Source organism: Pseudomonas sp. RC3H12 (genome assembly GCF_018596375.1).
GTDB lineage: Bacteria > Pseudomonadota > Gammaproteobacteria > Pseudomonadales > Pseudomonadaceae > Aquipseudomonas.
Window position 1 is genome coordinate 3,130,516 of record NZ_CP075595.1, and the last position, 24,104, is coordinate 3,154,619.

Annotated in this window: 22 protein-coding genes and 4 tRNA genes; 4 read left to right on the forward strand and 22 right to left on the reverse strand. The window is 64.8% G+C overall.

What is annotated here, in order from left to right:
• Positions 1-8 precede the first annotated feature (8 nt).
• Genes KHO27_RS14205 through KHO27_RS14225 form a run of 5 tightly spaced genes read right to left on the reverse strand, consistent with a single transcriptional unit; the run spans position 9 to position 3,852 of the window.
• On the reverse strand, positions 9-839 hold the full coding sequence (locus KHO27_RS14205) for a DUF2797 domain-containing protein (RefSeq protein WP_102685348.1): 831 nt from the start codon (positions 837-839) through the stop codon (positions 9-11).
• Entirely contained in the window at positions 836-1,096 is a 261-nt protein-coding gene (locus KHO27_RS14210) for a YeaC family protein (RefSeq protein WP_023630887.1), read from the reverse strand. The genes KHO27_RS14205 and KHO27_RS14210 overlap by 4 nt, the downstream gene beginning before the upstream one ends.
• A gap of 13 nt (positions 1,097-1,109) precedes the next feature.
• A complete protein-coding gene (locus tag KHO27_RS14215) occupies positions 1,110-1,994 on the reverse strand; it encodes a rhomboid family intramembrane serine protease (RefSeq protein ID WP_110704475.1) in 885 nt (294 codons plus the stop codon).
• Positions 1,991-2,962, reverse strand: a complete 972-nt coding sequence (locus KHO27_RS14220; RefSeq protein ID WP_102685346.1) for a metallophosphoesterase — start codon at positions 2,960-2,962, stop codon at positions 1,991-1,993. Before KHO27_RS14220 ends, KHO27_RS14215 begins: the two co-directional genes overlap by 4 nt.
• Positions 2,962-3,852, reverse strand: a complete 891-nt coding sequence (locus tag KHO27_RS14225; protein WP_011532967.1) for an NAD(+) kinase — start codon at positions 3,850-3,852, stop codon at positions 2,962-2,964. The genes KHO27_RS14220 and KHO27_RS14225 overlap by 1 nt, the downstream gene beginning before the upstream one ends.
• A gap of 44 nt (positions 3,853-3,896) precedes the next feature.
• Here KHO27_RS14225 and KHO27_RS14230 point away from each other — a divergent pair, with 44 nt between their 5' ends.
• Complete coding sequence (locus KHO27_RS14230; protein WP_214500395.1) at positions 3,897-4,877, forward strand: DUF1853 family protein; 981 nt, start codon at positions 3,897-3,899, stop codon at positions 4,875-4,877.
• 43 nt (positions 4,878-4,920) lie between these two features.
• On the opposite strand, the gene KHO27_RS14235 is transcribed toward KHO27_RS14230, so the two are convergent.
• Positions 4,921-6,540, reverse strand: coding sequence for a WG repeat-containing protein (locus KHO27_RS14235; RefSeq protein ID WP_110704471.1), 1,620 nt, complete (start codon positions 6,538-6,540; stop codon positions 4,921-4,923).
• A 175-nt stretch (positions 6,541-6,715) separates the two neighbouring features.
• On the opposite strand from KHO27_RS14235, the gene KHO27_RS14240 reads away from it, so the two are divergent.
• Complete coding sequence (locus tag KHO27_RS14240) at positions 6,716-7,261, forward strand: cytochrome b (protein WP_214500396.1); 546 nt, start codon at positions 6,716-6,718, stop codon at positions 7,259-7,261.
• Here the strand turns inward: KHO27_RS14240 and KHO27_RS14245 are convergent.
• Both KHO27_RS14245 and KHO27_RS14250 read right to left on the reverse strand, forming a co-directional pair.
• Positions 7,252-8,145 carry a 1-aminocyclopropane-1-carboxylate deaminase/D-cysteine desulfhydrase gene (locus KHO27_RS14245; RefSeq protein WP_214500397.1) on the reverse strand — a complete coding sequence of 298 codons (894 nt, stop codon included), beginning with the start codon at positions 8,143-8,145 and terminating at the stop codon, positions 7,252-7,254. The genes KHO27_RS14240 and KHO27_RS14245 overlap by 10 nt on opposite strands.
• 405 nt (positions 8,146-8,550) lie before the next feature.
• On the reverse strand, positions 8,551-10,587 hold the full coding sequence (locus tag KHO27_RS14250; protein WP_110704574.1) for an NADPH-dependent 2,4-dienoyl-CoA reductase: 2,037 nt from the start codon (positions 10,585-10,587) through the stop codon (positions 8,551-8,553).
• Between the two features lie 204 nt (positions 10,588-10,791).
• Between KHO27_RS14250 and KHO27_RS14255 the strand changes: the two genes are divergently transcribed.
• The gene (locus KHO27_RS14255; RefSeq protein ID WP_110704572.1) at positions 10,792-11,910 is read left to right on the forward strand and encodes a carbon-nitrogen hydrolase family protein; all 1,119 of its coding nucleotides are present in this window, start codon (positions 10,792-10,794) and stop codon (positions 11,908-11,910) included.
• 4 nt (positions 11,911-11,914) lie between these two features.
• Entirely contained in the window at positions 11,915-12,955 is a 1,041-nt protein-coding gene (locus KHO27_RS14260) for an AraC family transcriptional regulator (protein WP_214500398.1), read from the forward strand.
• Between the two features lie 203 nt (positions 12,956-13,158).
• Here the strand turns inward: KHO27_RS14260 and KHO27_RS14265 are convergent, their stop codons facing one another.
• From KHO27_RS14265 to truA, 14 genes are all read right to left on the reverse strand, one after another.
• The gene (locus KHO27_RS14265) at positions 13,159-14,046 is read right to left on the reverse strand and encodes a DUF2242 domain-containing protein (RefSeq protein ID WP_110704568.1); all 888 of its coding nucleotides are present in this window, start codon (positions 14,044-14,046) and stop codon (positions 13,159-13,161) included.
• Between the two features lie 197 nt (positions 14,047-14,243).
• A tRNA-Asp gene (locus KHO27_RS14270) sits at positions 14,244-14,320 on the reverse strand.
• Between the two features lie 139 nt (positions 14,321-14,459).
• A tRNA-Asp gene (locus tag KHO27_RS14275) sits at positions 14,460-14,536 on the reverse strand.
• 83 nt (positions 14,537-14,619) lie between these two features.
• Positions 14,620-14,696: transfer RNA gene (locus tag KHO27_RS14280), tRNA-Asp, on the reverse strand.
• An 81-nt stretch (positions 14,697-14,777) separates the two neighbouring features.
• Positions 14,778-14,853 (reverse strand) — tRNA-Val (locus KHO27_RS14285).
• A gap of 235 nt (positions 14,854-15,088) precedes the next feature.
• The gene (locus tag KHO27_RS14290; protein WP_110704566.1) at positions 15,089-15,862 is read right to left on the reverse strand and encodes an SDR family oxidoreductase; all 774 of its coding nucleotides are present in this window, start codon (positions 15,860-15,862) and stop codon (positions 15,089-15,091) included.
• Positions 15,859-17,070, reverse strand: coding sequence for an O-succinylhomoserine sulfhydrylase (locus tag KHO27_RS14295; protein WP_214500399.1), 1,212 nt, complete (start codon positions 17,068-17,070; stop codon positions 15,859-15,861). The genes KHO27_RS14290 and KHO27_RS14295 overlap by 4 nt, the downstream gene beginning before the upstream one ends.
• Before the next feature lie 15 nt (positions 17,071-17,085).
• Complete coding sequence (gene purF / locus KHO27_RS14300) at positions 17,086-18,591, reverse strand: amidophosphoribosyltransferase (protein ID WP_102685386.1); 1,506 nt, start codon at positions 18,589-18,591, stop codon at positions 17,086-17,088.
• 42 nt (positions 18,592-18,633) lie between these two features.
• Complete coding sequence (locus KHO27_RS14305) at positions 18,634-19,188, reverse strand: CvpA family protein (RefSeq protein WP_038706536.1); 555 nt, start codon at positions 19,186-19,188, stop codon at positions 18,634-18,636.
• Positions 19,189-19,366: 178 nt separating this feature from the next.
• Complete coding sequence (locus KHO27_RS14310) at positions 19,367-20,047, reverse strand: SPOR domain-containing protein (protein WP_214500400.1); 681 nt, start codon at positions 20,045-20,047, stop codon at positions 19,367-19,369.
• Positions 20,031-21,338, reverse strand: a complete 1,308-nt coding sequence (gene folC, locus KHO27_RS14315; RefSeq protein WP_214500401.1) for a bifunctional tetrahydrofolate synthase/dihydrofolate synthase — start codon at positions 21,336-21,338, stop codon at positions 20,031-20,033. The genes KHO27_RS14310 and folC overlap by 17 nt, the downstream gene beginning before the upstream one ends.
• The gene (gene accD / locus KHO27_RS14320; protein WP_028690439.1) at positions 21,338-22,231 is read right to left on the reverse strand and encodes an acetyl-CoA carboxylase, carboxyltransferase subunit beta; all 894 of its coding nucleotides are present in this window, start codon (positions 22,229-22,231) and stop codon (positions 21,338-21,340) included. The genes folC and accD overlap by 1 nt, the downstream gene beginning before the upstream one ends.
• A gap of 207 nt (positions 22,232-22,438) precedes the next feature.
• The gene (locus KHO27_RS14325) at positions 22,439-23,059 is read right to left on the reverse strand and encodes a phosphoribosylanthranilate isomerase (protein ID WP_110704556.1); all 621 of its coding nucleotides are present in this window, start codon (positions 23,057-23,059) and stop codon (positions 22,439-22,441) included.
• 59 nt (positions 23,060-23,118) lie between these two features.
• Positions 23,119-23,973, reverse strand: a complete 855-nt coding sequence (truA, locus tag KHO27_RS14330; protein WP_110704554.1) for a tRNA pseudouridine(38-40) synthase TruA — start codon at positions 23,971-23,973, stop codon at positions 23,119-23,121.
• Positions 23,974-24,104 lie beyond the last annotated feature (131 nt).

Sequence of the window (24,104 nt, forward strand, 5' to 3'; positions counted from 1 at the left end):
CGATCCTTTTACTGGAGCACGGCCAGCTGGTAGGCCGTGTACTTGCGAATGTTGATCACGCCGGTGTCGAAGATCAGGTACTGGCCCTTGATGCCCAGCAGCGTGCCTTCCACGACGGGATCCTTATCGAGGTTGAAGCTGACGATCTTTTTCGGGTAGGCCTCGACCGGGTAGCGCATCTGCACCACCTCGGCGTCGGGCAGCGGCTGGATGGCCTGCAGGCCGAAGCGCTCCTGCAGCCCACGGATACCGTCTGCGCAGGCGTCGAAGATCTGCTCGCGGATGGCCGGCAGGTCGAGCACCTCGGCGTCGCCTTTGAGCAGCGCGCGCCAGTTGGTGCGGTCCGGCACCTGGCTGCGCAGCACATCCTCGACCAGCCCGGATTGCTGGCGGGTGGCCACGCGCATGATCGGCAGCGCCTGACTGGCGCCCTGGTCGAGCCAGCGGGTGGGCAGCTGGGTGGCTCGGGTGATGCCGACCTTGATGCCCGACGAGTTGGCCAGGTACACCACGTGGTCGGTCATGCAGAACTGCTCGCCCCACGACGGCTCGCGGCAGGTGCCGGCGTCGTAGTGGCAGCGTTCCGGGGCCATGATGCACACATCGCACTGGGCCAGCTTGGTCATGCACGGATAGCAGTAGCCCTGGCTGAAGCTGGTCTTGGTGCGTTTGCCGCAATGGCTGCAGTGGATCGCGCCGAGGTACTCCAGGCGGATCGACTGGCCGATCAGCGGGTTGACCGGCACCTCGGTGTCATCCAGGCGGAAACTGTATTGAACGACCGGTGCGTCCAGGCGCACCGCCATCTTGCTCAGAGAGCCACGAGCGAGTTCGATCAATGTACCGAGTCCGACTTGAAAAGGATGTTGGCGATCGGCGCCGACTTCGAGGCGCACTCCTGCGGGCCCATGTAGCCGGTGCGCTGCTCTTCGGGGAGGTTCTTGATCTCCCAGGCGATCACTGCCTGCAGCGACAGCTCCTTCTGCTCAGCGGTCAGCTTGCGGCCGTCGGACCATTTGCCGATCTCCACGGCCGTCTTCAGGCTCTCGTAGATCTCGGGGGTGATGTTTTCGATCATTTGCGCGAACGTGGACATGCTGTCTCCTCAGTCAGGCGGTCAGTTTACGCCTCGCCAGCGCGCCACCCAAGAGCCCCGTCAGGCATCCGATGAGCAACCCGCCGACATGGGCGGCGTTGGCGATCTGGCCGAAGCCGAGCTGGCCGACCACGCCGCTCAGGCAGATCACCAGCCAGATCAGCATCATCACCAACACGCCCTTGGGCAGGTTGAACTGCGGGTTCGGCGCCAGCCACTGGTAAAGCCAGACATGCCCGAGCAAGCCGTAGAGCACGCCAGACAGCCCGCCGAACAGGCTTGGCCCGCTGGTGAAATGCTGAGCCAGGTTGGACACCAGACTGAACAACAGTGTCAGCCCCAGCAACATCCACGGCCCCTGGCGCAGTTCGATACGCTTGCCCAGCTCCCAGTACCACAGGCCGTTCATGGCCAGGTGCAGCACGCCGAAGTGCAGCAGCATCGGCGACACCAGGCGCCACCACTGGCCTTCGGCGAGGCCCTGGAGCAAGGGGGTGAAGTACAGGTAGTCGCCCTGCACCTTGAACGACAGGAAGGTGAACCAGCCGATGGTCGAGAGGTTGTCACCCAGGCCGGTCACCCCGGCGACCACCAGGCTCAGGATCAGTACCGCGGCGGTGACCTTGCAGGCCAGGGCCTGCTCCTTCAGCGAAGGCGCCGCCGGGGCGGTGGGCATGCCGGCGTCCACAGGTTCAGGCATGGCTTCAAGGTCGGCATTGCCCTCAGGGAAGCGTCGATAGAGTTCCAGTACTTCGTGGGCCATGGCCGGCGGCGCCCAGAGCACCTGTTCCTCGCCCTCCTCCACCACCCGGTGCGGCACCTGCAGACGACGCAGCAGGGTGACGAAACCGCTGAGATCGACCGCCAGCGGCAGGCGCAGCACTTCGACCACGTTCATTGGCTGGCCTGCGGGCGGTCGACATCGACCCAGACAAACTTGTGCGGGTCGATGCGGGTCTCGTCGTCCAGACGGTAGGCCGCGAGCTTGCCGTAGAGCACGGCGCTGTAGTCCAGGCAGGCCAGGTTGTCGCGGATCGGCGCGGGCCGGCCACTGCGCCAGTAATGGCCGACGAACAGCAACGGTTCGTCCTCGGCATAGCGCAGCAGGGCGTTCTTCTGGCTGTGGCTGAGCGGCGTGCGGGCCACCTCGTCGGGTAGCGCATCGGGCTGGAAGACGATGTCGCCGTAGGTCTGCGGGTCCTCTTCCCAGAACTTGGTGCGGAAGAAGGCGCGGGTCAGGCCGTCGCCGCCGGTCAGGGTCAGGCCGTCCGGCAGGCGCATGTCGGTGCCGCGCAGCAGGCGGTTGCACACTGTCGAGGCGAAGCTGCCGGACACTGCCGAGGCCTGCACGAAGTGCTCGTCGATGCAGCCCGTGGGGTACTGCTGACGCAACGGCTCGATCAGCCGTGGGTCCCAGCAGGCATGCACAAGGCGGAAGCGACCTGCGTCGACGAACAACGGCAGCTCATAGAACCACTGGATGAAATCGTGCCAGTCGCCGGGGTGCTGGGCGAACTGGGTAAGGGTCTCGTCGATCAACCGGGCATGGCGCGGGGTATGGTCGCGCACGAAGGCCTTGCCACTGCCCGGCAACGCCGGAGTGACCCAGCCCAGGGCGTTGTACTCATGGTTGCCCATGATGCAGAACGCCTGGCCGGCCTCGACCATGTCATGAACGATGTGCAGCGCCTCGCGGATGCGTGGGCCACGGTCGACGATGTCGCCCAGGAACAACGCCTGGCGCCGCGGATGCCGCCAGACCCCGCCGATGCGCTTGTAGCCGAGGGCGTCGAGCAAGCGTTCGAGGGTGAGCGCGCAACCGTGCACGTCACCGATGATGTCGAAACTGCGCGCCGGATCGAGCATCAGTCGTCCCTGCCGCCCAGGCGGCTGCCCCAGCCGAGCTTGGTGCGGCAGACCTCGTAGTAGTTGTGGTCCAGCGGGTGGATCAGGCGCAGTTTCTGCGGTTTCTTGCTCACGGTGATGGTGTCGCCCGGGGCACAGGTGAAGTGGTTCTGGCCGTCGCAAGAGACTTGCGGGTAAATCTGCAAGTCCTTGGACACGACGATCTTCAGCTCGCTGTTGCCGTCAACCACGATCGGCCGGCCGGACAACGTATGCGGGTACATTGGCACGATGACGATGGCATCCAGCTTGGGGTGCATGATCGGGCCGCCGGCGGACAGCGCGTAGGCGGTGGAGCCGGTCGGGGTGGCAACGATCAGGCCGTCGGCCTTCTGGCTGCAGACGAACTGGCCGTCGATGTAGATCTCGAACTCGATCATCCGCGTCGACTTGCCCGGGTGCAGCACCACGTCGTTGAGCGCGTCGCCCTGGCCGATGGCCTCGTTGTGACGACGCACCTCGGCCTGCAGCAGGAAACGGTTCTCCACCAGGTAATGGCCGTCGAGCACCTCGGCGACCTTCTCCTCCAACTCGTCGGGGCGGATATCGGTGAGGAAACCCAGGTTACCGCGGTTGATCCCCAGCACCGGGATGTTGTGACGGGCCAGGGCACGGGCGGCGCCGAGCAGGCTGCCGTCGCCGCCAACCACGATGACCAGGTCGCAGACCTCGCCCAGCAGTTTGCGCGTGGAGGTCTGCAGGCCGTGGCCGGGCAGGACTTCGGCGATGGTGTCCTCGAGAATCACGTGCAGGTGGCGCTCGAGGAGGAATTTTTTCAGTCGGCGAATGGTGTCGAGCACCTGGGAGCTGCCAAGGCGTCCGATGATACCGATATTGCGAAATTGCTCCATGGTGCTCCTGCAAGGCTCTGCGGCGGGGTGACAATGCCGGGATTATGGGCGAAAGGACCGGCCAGCGGCAAACCGGCTATGCTCGCAGGATGACGCCCTTCGCCGATCTCGAGCCCCTGCCCCGCCAGCTGCGCCACCCTGCCGTGCGCGACCTGGCCTGGGCGCTGCTGTCGCCCCCGCTGCTGGCGCAGGCCGGCTGCCCCCAGCGCCACCCGCTGCAGGGCAGCGCCTGGGCCGATGATCCGCAGCGCCTGGGCCAATGGCTCGTGACGCTCGACCAGGAGCCTGCGCCGCTGCTGGACTGGCTGGCACGCCTGAACAGCCGGCGGCTGGGCCTGTACTACGAAAGCCTGTGGCAGTTCGCCCTGCAGCAGGCACCGGGTATCGAGCTGCTGGCGGCCAACCTGGCGATCCGCGACGGCGGGCACACCCTAGGCGAGCTGGACATTCTGCTGCGTGACCGCGAAGGCGATCATCATCTGGAGCTGGCCATCAAGCTCTACCTGGGGCCGCCTAGCGGCGACGGTGGCGACCCAGGCCTCTGGCTCGGCCCCGGTTGCCATGATCGGCTGGGACGCAAGCTGGCACACCTGGTGCAGCACCAGCTGCCCATGTCGAGCGGACCGCAGAGTCACACTGTGCTGGCCGGATTGGGTCTGGACCGGGTGCAAGCCCACCTGTGGCTTGGCGGCTACCTGTTCTACCCACGGTCGGGGCAGCCCCGTCCACCTGACGGGGCCAACCCCCTGCACTTGCGCGGTGGCTGGCTGCGCCAATCTGAATGGAGCGAAGCCGATAACGGATGCTTGCAGCCCCTGCCACGCCAGGCATGGCTGGCGCCAGCGCGCTTTGAAGCACAGGCCTGCTGGAACGCAACGCGCTTCACCGCCTGGCGGCAAGGGCTGGAACCCGATGCCCACGCACACTTGCTGTGCAGAGTGGAGGAACAGGCGGACGGAACGTGGGAAGAGGTCGAACGGATGTTCCTGGTGGCCGACAACTGGCCGCACCTCCCCCCACGCTGAAGCAGCACCCGCTGCCGATTCACCGGCGACGGGTGCTCAAGCGTCAGGACGCCTCGGCCACCGGCTCAGGCGCCGGGCAGTGGGCCTGGGCATCCTTCGGCCACAGCACCTGGCCCTTGCCATCGACCACCTGTTCCGCGCCACAGGGCAAACGGTTGGTGTCGAACACCACGCTGCCATCCAGACGATACAGGGCGCGCAGCGTGCGCACGGCGTCATCGCCATTGCCCTCGACTCGATAGGCGAAGATCGCGCCACGCGCCTCGTCGACTTCCAGATCCTGCCATTTGGCGGGCACCAGCAGCTTGCCATCGATGTCGTACAGCGCGCGCAGGGTATCCGAATTGCTGCCCTCGGCAGCCAGCAGGTGGCGGCCATCGGCCAACAGCTTGAACGACACGAACTGTTCCGGCTGGACCAGCACTTTGCCCTGCTCGTCCATCAGGCCCACGGTATCGGTTTCACTCGGCATACCGAGGAGCATCACCGTCTTCTTCGGCGATTTCAGCTCGGTGAAGGCATAGCGCTTGGGCGCAACCACGCCGATCTGCTTGTATATGGGCTGGAACACGACCTTCCCTTGGTCCAGGTCGATGGTTCCGTAGGTTGCCAGGAACATGCTCTGCAGCTTGCCGATATGGTTGAAACCCGGGCGATGGCCACTCATGCCGAGCAGGCCGATACCCGCATCGCCGATCGAGTCGTACTCGGGCTCGATCAGCCATTTGCCGTCATGCCCGATCATCCCGGCCTTGCCGCGGTCTTCGCCGGTGCGCTGCAACTGCACCATGCCGCCAACCTTGCCGAACGTCTCGCAGTTCTGGTATTGCGCCTCGATGACGACCTTGCCTTGATAATCCAGGTAGCCACAAGGTTTGTCGTAGCCATCCCTGAAGGCCACCAGACCACCGCCTGGCGTGCCCAGCCAACCCTTGTCGAGCGCAATCACCAGGTTGCCGGAGGCATCAGCCAGGCCCTTGCCCGCGCCGCCTTCGCGGGTGACCACCAGATATCCGTCAGCCGCGCTGACAATGGTGTCGAAGTCCAGCTTGCGCAACACCTTGGTCTGGAGGTTGTATCCCCAGCTCTCGCCTTGCCGCTCGGCCAGCACCCAGTTGCCACGCTTTGCGAAATCCTCGCGCACGTACAGCGAGTCGAACACCGCTTCGCTGACCTTCTCGCCCTGAGGCGTGAGGATGCCGCGCAGTTCGTCGATCTCATAGACGATGAAGTCGTTGTCACCTCCGACATAGACAGTGTCGAAGATGGCCGGCTGGACTTCCTTGCCCTGCTCATCCATCACTCCGACCTTGCCATTGCGGACGTAGCCGAACAGGCCAGGGGTCAAGGTGTAGAGCTCATCGGTGAGGTCGGCGCGAATCACCTGCTTGCCGTCACCACTTGCCAGGTGCCAGTAGTCGCCACGCCCGAAGATGAAGGCGTTGGTGAAGGCTTGGGTGTAGATCTGGGTGAACTCGCTGCCTGGGGCGACTCGAAATGCGCCGTTCTGGTCCAGCACCGCGCACTCGTCGTTCACGCACAGCGGAATGGTCAGGGCGGCAATCGGAGGAGTCTTGACCGCCGGGGCTTGCTCGCAGCCGGCGAGCAGCAGGGACAGGGCGCCAAACAGCGCTACCCGAGGGGTGGAGATGAGGCGTTTCATTGACACAGGATCCTTGTGCGATGGAGATCGGGTGCAGGCCCAAAGCCATTACCCAGGCCCGTTGTGTCGGCCGTGTTTGATAGATCTGAAGCAAACACATTTCCACGCCAGCGATTAGAGTTAGGGGCAGGCGCCATCAAGAGCGCCCCTTCCGACCTGATGACGAGGACCCACCATGGTTTCATCCACTCCTGCGGCCCACTACGCGCGCCTGTCGATCGCCCTGCACTGGCTGATGCTGGTGCTGCTGGCCGCCGTCTACGCCTGCATCGAGCTGCGCGGCCTGTTCCCCAAGGGCAGCGCCGAACGCGACCTGATGAAAGACCTGCACTTCATGCTCGGGCTGACGGTGTTCGTGCTGGTCTGGCTGCGCCTGGCCCTGCGCCTGTCGCGCCCCACGCCGCCGATCGTGCCCAAGCCACCAGCCTGGCAGACCGGCCTGTCGCACCTGGTGCACCTGCTGTTGTACCTGATGATGATCGGCCTGCCGCTGGCCGGCTGGGCAATCCTCAGCGCCGCCGACAAGCCGATCCCGTTCTATGGCCTGGATCTGCCGGCCATCGTCACCCCGGATCCGGACCTGAGCAAGTTCATCAAGGGCTGGCATGAACGCATCGGCAGCTGGGGGTACTGGCTGATCGGCCTGCACGCGCTGGCCGGGCTCTATCACCACTATGTGCGGCGCGACAACACGCTGTTGCGCATGCTGCCCTACAAGTAACCGCGTCGTCCCTGCAGGCCTCCGGTGTGCAGGAATACCAGGCGGGTGCCGGGGGCAAAACGCCCGGCCTCGACCCGGTCGCGCAGGGCCAGCAGGGCCTTGCCGGTGTAGAGCGCCTCCAGCGGCATGCCGGTTTGCCGTTCGGTGTCGGCGATGAACGCCAGCAGTGCGTCGTCGATACGGGCAAAGCCGCCACGGCTAGCGTCGTGCAATTGGTAGCCGTGCACGCCCGCCAGCGCTGCGACGGTTTCCGGTACACCGTGGTCAAGGGGCACGGCCAGGGCGCCATGGACCACATGTCTGCCCGCCTCCTCCAGCACCATTCCGGCCAAGGTCGTGCCGGTGCCTGCCGCCAGCCACCACGCGTCGTAGCCCGGCCAGCCGAGCGTTACCAACTGCGCCCGGCATTGCGCGACGATCAAGCCGCAGCCCTGCGCGCCAGCTTGGCCGCCACCGCCTTCAGGGATGCAGTGCCAACGCGGGTAGCGGGCCTGCCAGGGCTCCCAGAAACCGGGTTCATGGCGATTGCGGTAGCCGCCGAAACCGAGCCAATGCAACTCCATGCCCAGGGCCTGCAGGTCTCGCACCGTCGGTGTGTCCTGGGGGTGGCCACGCAATAGCCCGGCAGTGGCGAAGCCGAAGCGCTTGCCAGCCGCCGCCAGGGCATGAAGATGGTTGGAATGGTTACCACCCAGGCTGATCAGGCCCGGCGCATCGGCCTTGCGCGCCTGGAGCAGGTGATGACGCAGCTTGAACCATTTGTTGCCGCTGATCAGCGGGTCGATCAGGTCCAGGCGCAGGACCGCAGCTTCGATTCCCGCGTGGCGTAACCAAGATAGGTCGAGGCGTTGCAGGGGGGCTTGGGGGAGAGAAAAATCAGACATGGAGGCAGTTTATCTGATCACGCAGATGCAGACGTGCTGCTCGTTGCCGTTGCCGATCGAGAGTTTATCCCAAATTCCACTAGCGACAGCTGCGTCATCCCAGGCGCCGCCCGTAACTTCGCGACTTCAGGAGGCCTGCGTTCGGCCTCCTGAAGTCGCAATTTGTGTCGCCTGAATTATCGCGCACTTAGAAGCAAAAGCAGAGCAAGAGCAAGAGCAAGAGCAAGAGCAAGAGCAAGAGCAAGAGCAAGAGCAAGAGCAAGAGCAAGAGCAAGATACATGGAGTATATGAAGACTACTCGCAGTGCTTCTTCAGTTACAACTACTCGCTGACAAGCCAACGCCCAAAGGAAAGGTGTATCACCACCTCACCTGTGAAAGTTGGCTCATCACCTGTTCAAACAATTACAACTCGGCCGCCAATCTCGACCCTTGGTTAATCGCCCGCTTGGCATCAAGCTCAGCCGCCACATCAGCGCCACCGATCAAGTGCACCGATTGCCCGGCCGCCACAAGGCCGTCATGCAACTCGCGCAGCGGCTCCTGCCCCGCGCAGACGACGATGTTGTCCACCGCCAGCACCTGCGGCTCGCCCTCGCCGATGCGCACATGCAGGCCGGCATCGTCGACGCCCAGGTACTCGACGCTGTTGAGCATCTGCACCTGCTTGTTCTTCAGCCCCGTGCGGTGGATCCAGCCGGTGGTCTTGCCCAGGCCGTCGCCAACCTTGGTCTTCTTGCGTTGCAGCAGATAGACCTGGCGCGCCGGCGCATGAGGCTCTGCCTTCACCCCGGCCACACCACCACGGGCCTCCAGCTGCGTATCAATGCCCCATTCCTTCCAGAACGCCTCACGGTCCTGGCTGGTGGCCACGCCCTTGTGCACCAGGTACTCGGACACATCGAAACCGATACCACCAGCACCGATCACCGCGACCCGCTCGCCCACCGGCTTGCGCTCGAGCAGCACGTCCAGGTAGTTCAGCACCTTGGCATTGTCGATGCCGGGAATGGCCGGCGTGCGCGGGGCGATGCCGGTGGCCAGAATGACCTCGTCGAACTCGCCGGCCACCAGCGCAGCTACATCAACACGAGTGTTCAGGCGCAGCTCGACACCAGTGGACTTCACCTTGTTGCGGAAGTAACGCAGGGTCTCGTAGAACTCCTCCTTGCCCGGCACGCGTTTGGCCACGTTGAATTGCCCACCGATCTCGTCGGCAGCATCGAACAGCGTTACGGCATGACCGCGCTCGGCGGCCACGGTGGCCGCTGCCAGGCCCGCAGGACCCGCGCCGACCACAGCAATGCGCTTCACCGCCCGTACCGGCAGGTAGTTGAGCTCCGTCTCATGGCAGGCACGCGGGTTGACCAGGCAGCTGGTCAGCTTGCCGCCGAAAGTGTGGTCCAGGCACGCCTGGTTGCAGCCGATGCAGGTGTTGATCTCGTCGCCACGGCCTTCGGCGGCCTTGTTGACGAAATCGGGGTCGGCCAGGAACGGCCGGGCCATGGAGACCATGTCGGCATCGCCCTCGGCCAGCACCGCCTCGGCCACTTCCGGGGTATTGATGCGGTTAGTGGTGATCAACGGGATCTTCACCACGCCGCGCAGCTTGGCGGTGACCTTGCTGAACGCCGCGCGTGGCACCTTGGTGGCGATGGTCGGGATGCGCGCCTCGTGCCAGCCGATACCTGTGTTGATCAGCGTGGCGCCGGCCTGCTCGATGGCCTTGGCCAGCAGCTCGATCTCCTCCCAGTTGCTGCCCCCCTCGACCAGGTCGAGCATCGACAGGCGGAAGATGATGATGAAGTTCGGCCCCACCGCCTCGCGCACCCGCTGCACGATTTCCACGGCCAGGCGCATGCGGTTCTCATAGCTGCCGCCCCAGCGGTCGGTGCGGTGGTTGGTGTGGGCGGCGAGGAACTGGTTGATGAAGTAGCCTTCCGAACCCATGATCTCGACGCCGTCGTAGCCGGCGCGCTGGGCCAGGCTTGCGCAGGTGACGAAATCGCGGATCTGCTTCTCGATGCCCTCCTCGTCCAGCTCCTTGGGCTTGAACGGGTTGATCGGTGCCTGGATGGCGCTGGGCGCCACCTGTTTCGGACTGTAGGCATAGCGCCCGGCGTGGAGGATCTGCAGGCAGATCTTGCCACCGGCGGCATGCACGGCCTCGGTGACGACCCGGTGCTTGGCAGCCTCTTCCTCGGTGCTGAGCTTGGCCGCGCCGGAGTACACGCCGCCTTCATCGTTGGGCGCGATGCCGCCGGTGACCATCAGGCCGACACCACCACGGGCACGCTCGGCGAAGTACGCGGCCATGCGTTCGAAGCCGCCGGGGCGTTCTTCGAGGCCTGTGTGCATCGAACCCATCAGGGTGCGGTTGCGCAAGGTGGTGAAACCCAGGTCGAGGGGGGCCAGCAGGTGCGGGTAACGGTCGGTCGCCATGGATGGACTCCACAGTTGGCAGGATCACGGAATGCGGGCGCCTCTGCCGCTGTCTACACCAGCTCGCGGGGCCCGTCGGTTGTCTGAGGCCGACATTAAACAGGCGTTTGAACACGCTCAATGATCGAAACTGACAACTTATTGATCCTGCTGCACAGCAGGTCTACCCTAAGGCACCTCTACCGCACAACGCTGGACCGTTCCATGCGCAAACTGCTAGCCGGCGCCCTGGCGCTGGTCACCCTCGCTGCCCTCTGTGGCTATGGCTTCTGGACCCTGCAGCGTCCGGAAGGCCATTACCTGTCCGACCTGCGCATCGAGCTGGCCCTCAACCAGGGCGTGCCAGGCGAGCACGGCAACCTGCTGGGGGTCGAGCCGTTGCTATATCCGGGCGACTACCAGAACCTGACGCGCCTGCACCGCAAACTCTCGGCCTATCTGGAGCAGGCCCGTGCCCAGGGGCTGGTCAACCCGCGCACCGTGGTGGTCCTGCCCGAGCATATCGGCACCTGGCTGTGGGCTCGTGGCGAAAAGCGCGAGCTGTACCAGGTTACCCAGCGCAGCGAGGCCTGGCAGTGGCTGGAGTTGAGCAACCCGCTGCGCTACGGCCTGGCGATGCTCGCCGCCAGCGGCGACGACCGCCGCTCGGACGCCCACCTGCGCATGAAGGCCGCGCAGATGGCTGCCGACTACCAGCAGCTGTTCGGCAACCTGGCCCGCGAGTTCGGCGTCACCCTGGTGGCGGGCTCTATCGTCCTGCCCGCGCCCTACGTCGAGAACGGCGTGCTACGCACCGGCAACGGCCCGCTTTACAACAGCAGCCTGGTGTTCGCCAGCGACGGTTCGGTGCTCGGCCAGCCTCAGCACCAGCAGTACCCCGACAGCGAAAGCCGGCGCTACATCCAAGGTGGCCAGCAACACCCCCTGCAAGTGCTGGAGACCCCCGCCGGGCGTCTGGGCGTGCTGATCGGCAGCGACAGCTGGTACCCGGCCAACCATCAGCAACTGGCCGCGCAATCGGTGCAAGTGATCGCCAACCCGGTTTTCCTGAGCGGCAAGCACAGCTGGCAGGCGCCCTGGCGTGGCAATCGCCACCAGGCGCAGGCCGCCGACCTGCCGCTGCGACGCGGCGAGGTCAGTGAGCAACGCGCCTGGCAGCAACTACCGCTGGCCGCCAATGACAGCACCCCGAGCATGAGCGTGTTCATGCGTGGCCAGTTCTGGGAGCTGGGTAGCGACGGCCAGGGCTTTGCCAGCCAAAGCGGCACACTGTGGGTCGGCAACGACAGCCACGGTGCGCGCCTGCTCAACCTGTGGCTGTGACGCCATGCCCCGCCCCCGCGTGCGCCTGGGTGATCTGTCAGTAGGTTTCGTCCAGCCCCTGGCCGAAGCACTGGCCATGCTCGGCCACGACCCGCAGCCGCTGCTGCTGCGCTACGGCCTCGACGCCAGGCGCCTGGCCGAGCCAGGCGCGCGCCTATCGATTCCGCGCTACATGCACCTGGGCCATGCGGCGATCGCCTTGTCCGCCGAACCGGCCCTGGGCCTGCACATGGGGCGCCTGAGCCGCCTGGCCCAGGCAGGGCTGGCCGGGGTGACTGCCGCGCAGGCACCCACCCTCGGCGAAGCCGCCCGCACCCTGCTGCGCTTCGAACCGTTGTATGCCGCCAACTACCGGGGCCGTTCGAGTTTCCACGAAGACACCCAGGGCGCTTGGTTGAGGTTCTATTCCATCAGCCCCTATAACAGCTACAACCACTTCGTGGTCGACTCGATGCTCGCGGGCTGGCTGGCGCAGCTCGGCGCCCTCACCGCCAGGCCGGTGCAAGCCGAACGTCTTGAGATCGAATTCAACACTCCCGCCTACGCCGCGCAATACCAAGGCCTGTGTACGGGCACCGTGCATTTCGGTGGCACCGCCAACCAACTGCGCCTGAGCCGGGCCACCCTGGACCTGCCGAACCTGCAGCACTGCCCCAGTACCTGGCAGCACCTGCTGCAGCTGTGCGAAGCGGAACTGGCCCAGCGCACCCGTGTGCGCAGCCTGGGCGAGCGCATCACCCATCTGCTGGGCCCACTGCTCAATGGCGGGCACGAACCGGACCTGGAGGAAGTGGCGCGGCACCTGCAGCTGCCAACCTGGACGTTGCGCCGCAAGCTGGCCGAGGAAGGCACGCGCTTTCGCAACCTGCTCAACGACACACGGCGTGACCTGGCCGAGACCTATATTCGCGATACGGAACTGGCCTTCGGCGAGATCGCCTATCTGCTGGGATTCGCCTCGGCAGAGGCGTTCCAGCGCGCATTCAAGCGCTGGACGGGGCTGACCCCGGGGGAGTTTCGCCGCCATCAGCGGCAAGTCGGTTAGAGCTCGGTGGCGTCGTCGGCCGGCTCCGGCAGGTCCAGCTCATAGGCCTGGAACTCGAGCAGTTCTTCCTGGTAATCGTCCATCTTCACGCCCCTCATTCGTCGTTCTTCTGTCATTGCGCCAACCTAAGCCAGCGTAATGACAGAATGATTACAGCCCTATGAACGATAAACGTAGCAGGCACCCAGGAAGTTATCGACAAGTCAGAGTGGCGCCGGCGCCTGCTCTGCCGCCGGAGCTTCCTGCTGAACCTGGATCGGCGCTGGCTCGACAGGCGGCGCGATGGGTTGCGAACCCTTACTGTCATCCACCACCGGCGCGGCCGGGGCCTCGCTGGACGGCACGGGAGGCGCTGGAGTGGCAACGGGCGCAGGCGCTGCGGCAGGGGCGGCAGCAACCGGTGTCGATACCGGGGCCGGTGTCTCTGCCACGCTTTCGGCTACCGGGGTGACGGGCTGTGGTACGGGCGCCAGGGCAGCAGGCGCAGGCTCCGGCAGGCCCAGGTCGGCGGCAGGTTTCTCCACCTTCGGCTCGGCGGCGGGTTCGGACTTCTCCGGCTTCTTCGGTTTCGGCAGGTAGCTTTCCACCAGGGCGAAGTAACGATCGTAGAACTGCGCGGCGGTAACCGTCTCGCTGGCCACCTTGACCATGGAGTCGTCGGTGGAGCCGATCGGCATCGACACCGAACCCAGCACGCCAACGCCAAGGCTGGCGGAAGTGTTGGACTTCTTCAGGGCGTAGCGATCCTGCAGGGCATTGGCGAACATGGTCGAGCGCTGCTTGTCGCTCATGTCCGGCACGCAGGTGATGTTGAAGCTGATCTGCAGGTGATTCTCGGCGTTCTGCTGGAAGCTCTTGTTGCCGGCGACCTGGTTGGCATCGCTGCTGGTGATGATGTAGCCCTGGCTGAGCAGCGCACGCCGCGCTGCCTCGCAGGAGCCGGCCTCGCTGCTGGCGAAGGTGCGGGAAAAGGTGCCCGAGTCATCGAAGTTCTCGTGCTCGTAGACGGCGGCCTTTTTCGAGGAACAGCCGGACACGCCCGCCAGCACGAGGGCCAGCCCGAGCGCGCCATAGACGGTTGATCTAGACATTGCCAATTCCGGGAAGAAACGAATGGGGCGTATTGTGCATCACATCGATCAGCGGCTGAAACCTTTGATCGGTGAAGAGTCTGTCAGCATTATTGGAAATCCTTGCCCATGGCCGGGCAAGCTGCTGAAACGAAAAAAGCGACCCTAAGGTCGCTTTTCCGTTGCTTCGAGGTGTTCAGAGGGCCTCGAGGCGAAGATGGCGCAGCGGACGGGACTCGAACCCGCGACCCCCGGCGTGACAGGCCGGTATTCTAACCGACTGAACTACCGCTGCGTATCGTTCAGGTTTGCACCCGATTGAAACTGGGATCTGAGCTTTCAAGCGCTACAGCGCGAAAGCCAGGAACAAAAAAGGCGACCTATCATCGCCTTTTCTGCTTGCTTTGAGCGTTCATGGGGCTCTCGGCGAAAGATGGCGCAGCGGACGGGACTCGAACCCGCGACCCCCGGCGTGACAGGCCGGTATTCTAACCGACTGAACTACCGCTGCGTATCGTTCAGGCTTGCGCCTGATTGAAACTGGGACCTGGCCTTGCGGCCTCAGACCGGTGCAAGCACCCATCTGGGATAAAATGGCGCGGCGGACGGGACTCGAACCCGCGACCCCCGGCGTGACAGGCCGGTATTCTAACCGACTGAACTACCGCCGCGCAGTGTTGGACTTGCGTCCTGTTTCTCTCTGCCAGAGCGCTTCTTGCAAAGCACCTTGGACCAGAAACCTCCTCAGGAAGTGGTGGGTGATGACGGGATCGAACCGCCGACCCTCTGCTTGTAAGGCAGATGCTCTCCCGGCTGAGCTAATCACCCCCGCGATGTTGCTTGTTGCGTTTGCTTCGCTGAGGCCGCGAAATTTACGCAGGTACCGATGCTAAGTCAATACCCCCATTGAAGTTTTTTTCAAAAAGGGCAAAAACAGCTGCAAGCTTGAAGCTGCAAGCGACAAGCAAAAGCTCTCGTCTCCCTCACTACCGTATTCGACCCGGAGAAAGACAAAGGGGACCTTACGGTCCCCTCTTGCAGCTTGGAGCTTATAGCTTGCCGCTCAGGTATAGATCATCTTGCGGGTCATCCCGCCATCGACCACGAACTCCTGGCCGGTGACGAACCCCGCCTGGCGCGACAGCAGCCACGCCACCAGCGCCGCGACGTCCTCCACCGTCCCCACCCGTCCAGCCGGATGCTGAGCATGGTCGGCGTCGCTCAGAGGCTCGGCGCGCCGCTGCGAGGGGTCACGGGCATCGATCCAGCCCGGGCTCACGGCATTTACGCGAATCTCCGGCGCCAGGCTCATGGCCAGGGCGTGGGTCAAGGCAACCAGCCCGCCCTTGCTGGCGGCATAGGCCTCGGTGTCCGGCTCGGATTGCCGGGCACGGGTGGAAGCCAGGTTGACGATCGCACCACCATGGGCGCGCAGGTAAGGTGCGCAATGCTTGGCCAGCAGCATCGGGCCATTGAGGTTGACCGCCAGCACCCGGTTCCATTGGGTCAGGGACAGGCTCTCCAAGGTCTGGTTGTGCGGGTTGGCGATCGCCGCGTTGCACACCAGCGCGTCCAGTCGGCCAAACTGCCCGAGTACCTCGGACACCCCGGCACTGACCTGGGCCTCGTCGGCCACATCCATGGTGATGAACCAGGCGTTGTCGCCCAGCGCCTTGGCGACCTTGGCGCCACGCGGGCGGTCCAGGTCGCTGAGCACCACCTGCCAGCCCTCGCAGATCAACCAGGCGGCGATGCCCAGGCCGATGCCGCGGGCGGCACCGGTCACCAAAGCCACCCGACCATTATGGCCGGGCTCGCCACCCTTCCAGTCGATCACAGCGCCGCCAGGCCACGAGCCAGATCGGCTTGCAGGTCGGCCACGTCTTCCAGACCAACCGCCACGCGCACCAGGCTGTCACGGATACCCGCCGCTTCACGCTCCTGCGGCGTCAGACGGCCGTGGGAGGTGGTGGCCGGGTGGGCGATAGTGGTCTTGCTGTCACCGAGGTTGGTGGTGATGGAGATCACCCGGGTGGCGTCGATGAAGCGCCAGGCACCTTCCTTGCCACCCTTCACCTCGAAGCTGACCACCGCGCCGAAGCCGCTCATCTGGCGCTTGGCCAGTTCATGCTGCGGATGGCTCGACAGGCCGGCGTAGTGGACCTTCTCGATACCGTCCTGGCGCTCGAGCCACTCGGCCAGCGCCTGGGCGCTCTCGCAGTGGGCGCGCATGCGCAGCTTGAGGGTTTCCAGCCCCTTGGTGAAGACCCAGGCGTTGAACGGGCTGAGGGTTGGGCCGGCGGTCCGCAGGAAGCCCACGACCTCCTTCATCTGTTCGCTGCGCCCGGCCACCACGCCGCCCATGCAACGTCCCTGGCCGTCGATGAACTTGGTCGCCGAGTGGAACACGATATCGGCACCGAGCTTGAGCGGTTGCTGCAAGGCCGGGGTGCTGAAGCAGTTATCCACCACCAGCAGCGCGCCGCGGGCGTGGGCGATTTCGGCCAGTGCAGTGATGTCCACCAGCTCAGCCAGCGGGTTGGACGGCGACTCGACGACCAGCAGCTTGGTATTGGCCTTGATGGCTTTTTCCCAACCGCCCAGGTCGACCAGCGGCACGTAGTCCACCTGCACGCCGAACCGCTTGAAATACTTCTCGAACAGGCTGATGGTCGAGCCGAACACACTCTGCGACACCAGCACATGGTCGCCGGCACTGCACAGCGACATGACCACGGCGAGGATCGCCGCCATGCCGGTGGAGGTGGCCACGGCCTGCTCGGCGCCTTCCATGGCCGCCAGGCGCTCCTCGAAGGCGCGCACGGTGGGGTTGGTGTAGCGCGAATAGACATTGCCCGGCGTTTCGCCGGCAAAGCGCGCGGCAGCGTCGGCAGCCGTGCGGAAGACATAGCTGGAGGTCAGGAACAGCGCTTCGCTGTGCTCGGCCTCCGGTGTACGGTTCTGACCGGCGCGCACCGCCAGGGTGTCGAAACCGACACCCTCGAGGTCACTGTCCAGTCGACCGGCATCCCATTGTTCGGTCATGCCGTCGCTCCCAAATCAGTTGTTGTACAGGTCGATGATCGCGCTGACCGCCTGGTTCTTCACCTTGGCCAGGTCATTACGAGCCTGCTCGATGCGGTCGAGGTAGGCTTCGTCGATATCGCCGGTGACATACTCACCGTTGAACACCGCGCAATCGAAATGCTCGATCTTGATCTTGCCGCCACCGACCGATTCGATCAGGTCCGGCAGGTCCTGATAGATCAGCCAGTCGGCGCCGATCAACTCGGCCACCTGTTCGGTGGTACGGTTGTGGGCGATCAGTTCGTGAGCGCTCGGCATGTCGATGCCGTAGACGTTGGGGTAGCGTACCGCTGGGGCCGCAGAGCAGAAATAGACGTTCTTGGCGCCGGCTTCGCGGGCCATCTGGATGATCTGCTTGCAGGTGGTGCCGCGCACGATCGAGTCGTCCACCAGCATCACGTTCTTGCCGCGGAACTCCAGCTCGATGGCGTTGAGCTTCTGGCGCACCGACTTCTTGCGCGCGGCCTGGCCGGGCATGATGAAGGTACGACCGATGTAACGGTTCTTGACGAAGCCTTCGCGGAACTTGACGCCCAGGTGGTTGGCCAGTTCCAACGCCGCGGTGCGGCTGGTGTCCGGGATCGGGATGACCACGTCGATGTCGTGCTCGGGGCGTTCGCGCTGGATCTTCTCGGCCAGCTTTTCGCCCATGCGCAGGCGCGCCTTGTATACCGAGACGCCGTCCATGATCGAATCCGGACGGGCAAGGTACACGTGCTCGAAGATGCACGGCTGCAGTTTCGGGCTCTTGGCGCACTGTTTGGTGAACAGCTGGCCGCCTTCGGTGATGTACACCGCCTCGCCCGGCGCCAGGTCGCGAATCAGGGTGAAGCCGAGCACGTCCAGGGCGACACTTTCCGAGGCGATCATGTACTCGACGCCTTCGTCGGTGTGACGCTGGCCAAACACCACCGGACGGATGCCGTTGGGGTCACGGAAGCCGACGATGCCGTAGCCGGTGATCATCGCCACCACCGCGTAGCCACCGACGCAGCGGCTATGCACGTGGGACACGGCGGCGAACACGTCTTCTTCGGTCGGCTGCAGCTTGCCGCGCACGGCCAGCTCGTGAGCGAACACGTTCAGCAGCACTTCGGAGTCGGAGTTGGTGTTGACGTGGCGCAGGTCGGACTCGTAGATCTCCTTGGCCAACTGCTCGACGTTGGTCAGGTTGCCGTTGTGCGCCAGGGTGATGCCATACGGCGAGTTGACGTAGAACGGCTGGGCCTCGGCCGAGGTGGAGCTGCCGGCGGTCGGGTAGCGCACATGACCGATGCCGATGCTGCCCACCAGGCGCTGCATGTGGCGCTGCTGGAAGACGTCGCGCACCAGGCCGTTATCCTTGCGCAGGAACAACCGGCCGTCGTGGCTGGTTACGATACCGGCAGCGTCCTGGCCGCGGTGCTGAAGCACGGTTAGCGCGTCATACAGCGCCTGATTGACGTTCGACTTACCGACGATACCGACGATGCCACACATGCGACGCAACCCCTACTTTGATGAAACTTGAGTGAAGCGCGCTCAGGGCTTGGTCGGCCCGAGCAACTGCTCCTTGAACGGAAGGTCAACGGGTGCGCTGACCCCACTGGACATCCACTGGCCGCTGAACCCGAGTATGAGGTTCTTCGACCAGTCGGCTACCAATAGAAATTGTGGTATCAGGCGCGATTCCTGCCACCACGGATCCTGTTGCACCGGCCCCAGGCTCAGCAGCCCGACCGCCACCACCACCAGCAGGCCCCCGCGCGCGGCGCCGAAGGCCATGCCGAGGAAGCGATCGGTGCCGGACAGCCCGGTCACGCGGATCAGCTCGCCGATGAGGAAATTGAGCATCGCCCCGACCAGCAGCGTGGCGACGAAAAGAATGGCGCAGCCGGCAATGACTCGTGCGGACGGCATCTGGATATAGCTTTCAAGATACTGCGCAAGCGAGCCGCCGAACATCCAGGCCACCGCGCCGGCGACAATCCAGATGAGCAGGGACAAGGCTTCCTTGACGAAGCCGCGCTTGAGACTGATCAGTGAGGAAATGGCGATGATCGCGATGATCGCCCAATCAACCCAGGTAAATGCCACGGTGTTGCCTGCCGACGTTTGAGGCGGCGCATTTTACCAGAGCGAGGGGCTGGGGGTAAGCGGAATGTCAGGAGTTTGAAGGGCTGCAGGCTGACTCCGGGGACAGCTTTACAGGCTTGAAAACCATCGTGGGGCAAGTCGCATCGGTGCGCCGATGCGACTTGCCCCACGATAGATGCTAACCACGCTCCGGCTGGAAACGTACCACGATGCCCTTTAGGTTCTGCTGGCGATTAATCACATCACGCAGGCGCTCGGCTTCCGCTCGCTCGATCAACGGTCCGACGAATACCCGGTTCATGCCGTCCGCCGAACGAATATAGGCGTTGTAGCCCTGGCTGCGCAGGGTCTTCTGCAGATTGTCGGCACCGGCCCGATTGGACAGGCTGGCCAACTGGATCGACCAGCTCACCGGCAGGCCGTTGACGTCGATCTTCGACGGCGTAGCGGGCTTGGCCGCGGGCGCGGTAGGCGCCGCGCTCGGTGCAGGCGCCGGACGGGGCTCGACCTTGGCCACCGGCGGAGCGGGCACCGGGGTCTGCGGTTTGGGCTGAGGTTGCGCCGCAGTCGGCGCCGGAGTGATCGGCTGGCTCGGCGTAGCCACCGGCGCCGTGGACTCGTCGACCACCACTACAGGTTGCTCGTTCTGCTCCGGCAGCGGTTGTGGCTCCGGCACCTGCACAGGCTCCACCTGCACCTGGGGCAGATTGGGCATGGCCGGCGCTTCCGGCGCCTCGACACGCACCTGGCGCATCTCGTCCTCGCGGGTGAACAACATCGGCAGGAAGATCACCGCCAGCGCCACCAGCACCAGCGCACCGACCATGCGCTGCTTCATCCCTTTATCCAGCACTGCCATCTACTCCATCCTCGGAAACCTGCCGCTCAAGCCAGGCCAGGGCCTCGCCGACGCAGAAAAACGAACCGAACAGCAGGATCTGGTCATCCGCCGTCGCCCGGGCGCACTGCCCTTCGAGGGCAGCCGCAACACTGGCGTAAGACTTCACCGTCGCACCGAGGTTCGTCAAGGCATCCGCCAGTTCCGCGGCCGGGCGGCTGCGCGGCGTGTCCAGCGGCGCTACCGCCCAGTCGGCGACCTGACCGCGCAGTGGCGCAAGCACGCCGGGCAGGTCCTTGTCGGCCAACAGGCCGAAGACCGCCAGGCGTCGCCCCCTCACCGGGCGTGCCGCCAGGCGGCAGGCCAGGTACTCGGCGGCGTGCGGATTGTGACCGACATCCAGCAACAGCTCGACACGCTTACCCTGGAATGACAGCCCACGCCGGTCAAGGCGACCGGTGATACGGGTATCCAGCAAAGCCTGACGAACCTTGCCGGCATCCCACGGCAGCCCCATCAGCAGGAAGGCCTGCAAGGCCAGGGCGGCATTCTCCATGGGCAGGTCGAGCAACGGCAGGTTATGCAGTTCAACGGGCGAACCGTCGAGCTGGCGACCACGCCAATGCCAGTGGTCAACGCTGCTATCCAGGTCGAAATCACGTCCACGCAGGAAGAACGGGCAATCCAGCTCGCGCACCTTGTCCAACAAAGGCTGCGGCGGATCAAGGTCACCGCACAGCGCAGGCTTGCCCTGGCGGAAGATTCCCGCCTTCTCGTAGGCTACCGACTCGCGGCTATCGCCCAGGTAATCGACGTGGTCGACGCCAATGCTGGTGACCAGCGCGATGTCGGCATCCACCAGATTGACCGCATCCAGCCGGCCACCCAAACCGACCTCGAGCACCACGGCATCCAGTGCGGCTTGCCTGAACAACCAGAACGCCGCCAGGGTGCCCATTTCGAAATAGGTCAGCGAGATCTCGCCCCGCGCCGCTTCCACGGCGGCGAACGCTTCGCACAGGCGCTCATCGCTGGCCTCCTGGCCGTCGATCAGCACCCGTTCGTTGTAACGCAGCAGATGCGGCGAACTGTACACCCCGACCCTTAGCCCCTGCGAGCGCAGCAACGCGGCCATGAAGGCGCAGGTCGAGCCCTTGCCGTTGGTGCCGGTCACCGTGACCACACGGGGCGCCAGCGCGCCCAGGCCCAGGCGCGCAAGCACCTGTTGCGAGCGCTCCAGGCCCATGTCGATGGCCGAGGGGTGCAACTGTTCGAGGTAGGCGAGCCAGTCGCCCAGGCTGCGCTGGTTCATCACGCGACCGCGGCGACCTCTTTGGCCGCTTCCGGGGTCGGCTGGCCGGTCATCTGCGCCAGCAGGCGGGCCAGGCGCGGACGCAGCTCGTCACGGGAAATGATCAGGTCGATGGCACCGTGCTCCAGCAGGAACTCGCTGCGCTGGAAGCCTTCCGGCAGCTTCTCGCGCACGGTCTGCTCGATTACCCGCGGGCCGGCAAAGCCGATCAGCGCCTTCGGCTCGCCGACGATCACGTCGCCAAGCATCGCCAGGCTGGCGGAAACGCCGCCGTAGACCGGGTCGGTCAGCACCGAGATGAACGGAATGCCTTCTTCGCGCAGGCGCGCCAGCACGGCGGAAGTCTTGGCCATCTGCATCAGCGAGATCAGTGCTTCCTGCATGCGCGCACCGCCGGAAGCGGAGAAGCAGACCATCGGGCAGCGATTTTCCAGGGCGTAGTTGGCAGCACGCACGAAACGCTCGCCGACGATGGCGCCCATCGAGCCGCCCATGAAGGAGAACTCGAAGGCGCTGACCACGATCGGCATGCCCATCAGGGTGCCGCTCATGGAGATCAGCGCGTCCTTCTCACCGGTCTGCTTCTGCGCGGCGGTCAGGCGGTCCTTGTACTTCTTGCCGTCACGGAACTTCAGGCGATCGACCGGCTCCAGGTCGGCGCCCAGTTCTGCGCGACCTTCTGGGTCGAGGAAGATATCGATGCGCGCGCGCGCGCCGATACGCATGTGGTGGTTGCACTTAGGGCAGACGTCGAGGGTCTTTTCCAGCTCCGGGCGATACAGCACGGCTTCGCAGGACGGGCACTTGTGCCACAGCCCTTCCGGTACCGAGCTCTTCTTCACCTCGGAACGCATGATCGAAGGGATCAGTTTGTCTACCAACCAGTTGCTCATGCTTGCTTTCTCCAGTATTGGCCAGGGAGACCTTTGCAGCCCCGCCCAGCCCTTGAGCTCAAATTCTTCTGTAAAGCGACGATGGGCCGACCCGGGCCGCCCCACCTCCAATTCTTCCCCGGCATGCCCCGCGCTCTGGCGCGGCCTGGCAGCACCGGGCTGCGAAAGCTATGGACGATGGCGCGCGGCCAGCCGTCACATCCGCGTTCACGCGTGCTTGACCGCCTGCATGAAGGCTTCGATCCTTGCCGCATCCTTGATGCCTTTGGCCTGCTCCACGCCGCCGCTGACATCCACCGCGTACGGGCGCACCTGGCGAATAGCCTCGGCGACGTTGTCGGCCGACAGGCCACCGGCAAGGATGATCGGCTTGCTCAGGTGTTGCGGAATCAGTGACCAGTCGAACGCCTCGCCGGTTCCTCCCGGCACGCCTGGTACATAGGCATCCAGCAGGATGCCGCGAGCGCCAGCGTAGTGCCGGCAGGCGGCCTCCAGGTCATCCCCCGGGCGCACCCGCAGGGCCTTGATCCAGGGGCGGTGGTAGCCCTCGCAATCGGCGGGGGTTTCATCGCCGTGGAACTGTAGCAGGTCCAGGGAAACCACTTCGAGGATCTCGTTGAGCTCGCAGCGCGAGGCGTTGACGAACAGCCCCACGGTGGTCACGAACGGCGGCAGCGCGTCGATGATCGCCCGCGCCTGACGCACGTCCACCGCCCGCGGGCTTTTCGCATAGAAGACGAAACCGAGGGCGTCGGCGCCGGCCTCGACCGCAGCCAGGGCATCCTCGATGCGGGTAATCCCGCAGATCTTGCTGCGAACATTGCTCATGGACAGCGAACCTTGAGTGATCGGGAAAGCGCCGATGGTAGCAAATGCCCCGTGCCCCGTCAGTCCGCCAGCGCCTCGTAGCCAGTAAGAAAGTGTGGGCCGATGTAACGCTGCGGCAGCGCGTATTCTTCCGGGTACTCCACCTGCACCAGATAGAGCCCGTAAGGGTGCGCGGTCACCCCGCCGTCACGGCGATTGCGCCCTTCCAGCACCTGACGGGCCCACTCCACCGGACGCTCGCTGGCACCGATGGTCATCAGCACGCCGGCGATGTTGCGCACCATGTGGTGCAGGAACGCAGTGGCACGCACATCCAGCACGATCATCCGCCCATGCCGGGTCACACGCAGGTGGTGGATGTGCTTGATCGGCGACTTGGCCTGGCACTGGCTGGCGCGAAAGGCACTGAAGTCATGGGTACCTAGCAGGTACTGCGCGGCCTCGGCCATGCGCTCGACGTCCAGCGGGCGGTGGTTCCAGGTGACTTCCTCGGCCAGGTGCGCCGGGCGGATCGGGTCGTTGTAGATCACGTAGCGGTAGCGCCGCGCGGTGGCCTTGAAGCGGGCATGGAAGTGTGCAGGCATGGGCGCCGACCAGACCACGCTGATGTCGTGGGGCAGGTTGAAGTTGGTGCCCAGGGTCCAGGCGCGCTCGTCGCGCACGGCGCGGGTGTCGAAATGCACGATCTGCCCGCAGCCATGGACGCCGGCATCGGTGCGCCCGGCGCAGATCACCGAGATAGGTTCGTTGGCCACCGTCGACAGCGCCTGTTCCAGGGCCTGCTGGACACTCGGCACGCCGCTGGCCTGGCGTTGCCAGCCGCGATAGCGCGAACCTTTGTATTCCACGCCCAAAGCGATACGGGTGTAGCCTTCGGCAGCCGATTCGGCGGCGGCGGTGTCGATGATGTCCAAGAGCGGCAAACCTGATGATGAAACGAAAGGCGGAAGTATACCGGCAAACCGTGCAGGGGCCGAAATGATCGCGGGGCAAGCCCCCTCCCACGTCTACCGTGGGAATGGGCTTGCCCCGCGCTGTGCAACGT